The sequence below is a fragment of the Albidovulum sp. genome (genome assembly GCF_008933605.1).
In the GTDB taxonomy this organism is placed as follows: Bacteria; Pseudomonadota; Alphaproteobacteria; order Rhodobacterales; family Rhodobacteraceae; genus Albidovulum.
In genome coordinates this window covers 1-3,020 of record NZ_WBUS01000243.1, presented here as the reverse complement: position 1 = coordinate 3,020, position 3,020 = coordinate 1, and the positions used below count along the sequence as shown (strand labels likewise).

At 72.1% G+C, this 3,020-nt stretch carries 2 protein-coding genes; both read left to right on the top strand.

Annotated elements, in window-relative coordinates:
• The coding region (locus F9K34_RS18175) for an FAD binding domain-containing protein (RefSeq protein WP_291338516.1) at positions 1-629 on the top strand (629 nt) is incomplete at its 5' end.
• Positions 626-2,881: a xanthine dehydrogenase family protein molybdopterin-binding subunit gene (locus F9K34_RS18170; protein WP_291338515.1), complete on the top strand. Its 2,256-nt coding sequence runs from the start codon at positions 626-628 to the stop codon at positions 2,879-2,881. The genes F9K34_RS18175 and F9K34_RS18170, both read left to right, overlap by 4 nt.
• Positions 2,882-3,020: the final 139 nt, after the last annotated feature.

The following is a 3,020-nucleotide window of genomic DNA, read 5'->3' as shown; positions in this document are numbered from 1 at the left end:
GGCTGGCGCTGGGCGCGGTGGTCACCGTGGCCCGCCTGGCCAACGACGCCCTCGTCGCCCGGCACGCACCGGTGCTGCGGCAGGCGGCGCGGGTCTTCGGCTCGGTCCAGATCCGCAACCGCGCCACCATCGGCGGCAATGTCGCCAACGGCTCGGCAGCGGCGGATCTTACGCCCGCGCTCATGGCCGCCGGGGCCGAGGTGCGGCTCTGGCGGGCAGGCAACGAACAGGCGCTGCCGCTTGCCGGACTGCTTTCCCGCAGCCCGGTGCTGGAGCCCGGCGAGGTTATCCTGGGCTTCGACCTGCCGTTGAGCGAAGGTCCGCCCCTCGGCGGATTTGCCAAGCTCGGCCAGCGCCGGGAGCCGGCGATCTCGCGGCTGACGCTGGCGGCGGCGGGCGAGGCAGGGGCGTTGCGGCTTTTCGCGGGGGCGATCGGCCCGGTGCCCCGGCGCCTGACCGAAGCCGAGCGGCTCTTGAACGCCGGCGACCCCGGCTTTGCCGAAGCGGTCTGCCGTGCCGTGCTTGCCGCCAATCCGGGCCGCGCCTCGGCGCGCCACAAGGCGCTGGCCGCGCGCGGCCTGGCGCTGGACCTGATTGCCCAGACCACCGTTCACGAGGCCCGGCCATGACCGTCGTCGGGACCCGCGAGCCGATGCTGGACGGCCTCGCCAAGGTCACGGGACGGCTGCGCTATGCCGCCGACCTCCAGATCGACGGTGTGGCCCATGCCGTACTGCTGACCAGCCCGCATCCCCACGCCCGCGTCCTGTCGCTGGATCCCGCGGCGGCGCTGGCCGCGCCCGGCGTGCTCGGGGTGTTCTGGCACGGCAACATGCCGGCGCATCGCTACAACAGTTCGATCTGGTTCGAGGGGCAGGAGGCGGATGCCGACGAGACCATGTTCCCCGCCACCGTCCGCCACATCGGCGACCGGGTGGCGGTGGTGGTTGCCGAAAGCCGGCCGCAGGCAGAGGCGGCGCTGGACCTGCTGGAGGTGGCCTACGATTCGCTGGAACCCTGCCTGACCCCCGAGGCCGCCGACCGGATGCGCGGGCCGCTCTTCGATGCTGCGGGCGCGCCCAGCTTCCTCAATCCGGTGGCCGAGCGGCATTTCGCGCAAGGCGATGTGGCGGCCGGCTTTGCCGCCGCCGCCCATGTCACGGAAACCACGGTCCGCACACCCAAGACCCACCATTGCGCCATCGAGACCCACGTCGCCGTCGCTCTGCCCGAGGCGGGCGGCCGCATCTGCGTCATGGCCCCGTGCCAAAGCGTCCATGCCACGCAGGTGGTCGTTGCCCGCGCGCTCGGCATGGCGGCGGCGGATGTGCATGTGATCAAGACGCCGATCGGCGGGTCGTTCGGCGGCAAGGCGGAACCCGTGCTGGAGCCCATCGCCGCCGAACTGGCACGACGGCTCGGGCGTCCGGTCCGGCTGGCCGCTGACCGGCAGCAGACCTTCACCAGCACGCGGATGCGCAGCGCCACCGCCACCCGCATCCGCAGCGCCCTGGCCGCCGACGGCCGCATCCTCGCGCGGGAAACCGAGACCCTGATCGACATCGGCGCCTATGTGACCGGCGGCAACTACCTGCCCGGCTCGATGCTGCAGCGCCATGTCCGGCTCTATGCCATTCCGGCCGAAAGCTATGCGGGGCGCGCGGTCTATACCAACACTCCGCCCACAGGGGCCTTCCGCGGCTATGGCTCGCCGCAGATCAACGCGGCGGGGGAAATCCATCTGGACATCGCCGCCCGCCGCGCCGGGCTCGATCCGGTGGCACTGCGCCTGCGCAATGCCGTGGCACCTGACGCGATCGAGCCCTACACCGGACTGTCGGTCGGCAACGCCCGCCTGGCCGATTGCCTGCGCGACGGCGCGGCGGCCTTCGGCTGGGCCGAACGCAACGGCCGCCCGCGCGATACCGGTCGCCTGCGCCGCGGCGTCGGCATGGCGGCGGCGGCCCATGTCAACGGCTGTTTCCCCGGATCGGACGAACAGACGACGATGACCATGAGCCTCGGCCCCGATGGCCGGATCACCATGGTCTCGGCCCTGCACGACCTCGGCTGCGGCTCGAACACCACGCTGGCCCAAATCGCGGCCGAAGTGCTTGGTCTGGCACCGGCCGACCTGCGCATCGTCGAGGCGGACACCGACCTCTGCGGCTACGATCTCGGCACCCGCGCGAGCCGCATGACCTATGTCCAGGGCGAGGCGACGCGGCGGACCGCGCTGGCGCTGGCCGACCGGATCCTGAGCGCGGCCGGACGGCTGGGCAATGTCGCGCCCGAAGACCTGGCGCTGGTCGGCGGCGGCATCGGAAACCGCCGCACGGGCCGGACGACCAGCCTGGCCACCCTTGCCGCCGATCTGCTTCACGCCGGGCTGGAGCTTCCCGCCGCCACCGAGACCCATGTCGCCACCGCAAACCCCAGTTCGCATGCCGCGCATTTCGCCGAGGTAGAGGTGGACAGCCTGACCGGCCTGGTGCGCGTCACGGACTATCTGGCCGTCCACGACATCGGCCGGGCCATCAACCCGATGCTGGTCGAGGGCCAAATCCATGGCGGCGTGCAGATCGGCATCGGCTATGCCCTGTTCGAGGATGTGGCGAACGATCCCTTCACCGGCCGCATGGGCGGACGCAGCTTCGCGCGTTACATCCTGGCCAACAGCCTGGAAATGCCGCCGGTCACGGTGCGGCTGGTCGAGGCGGGCGAGGCGAGCGGCCCGTTCGGCGCCAAGGCCGTGGGCGAGATCGCGACGATCCCGGTTGCCGCAGCCGTGGTGAATGCGGTGAACGCGGCACTTGGCACCGAACTGACCGACCTGCCGCTGATCCCGGCGCGCGTCCTCGACGCGCTGCAGGGCGCCTGACGCCGCCGCCCGGTCCCTCAGGTCAGGCCCTTGCCTGCCCCAGTGCCGCCCCCGGCTTTCCATCAAGGAAGCCATCGCTGAAGGCGGTGCCCGGCATCAGCGCGCCGAGCCGCCCCGGCAGGTCCGGCGCGCCCTGCAG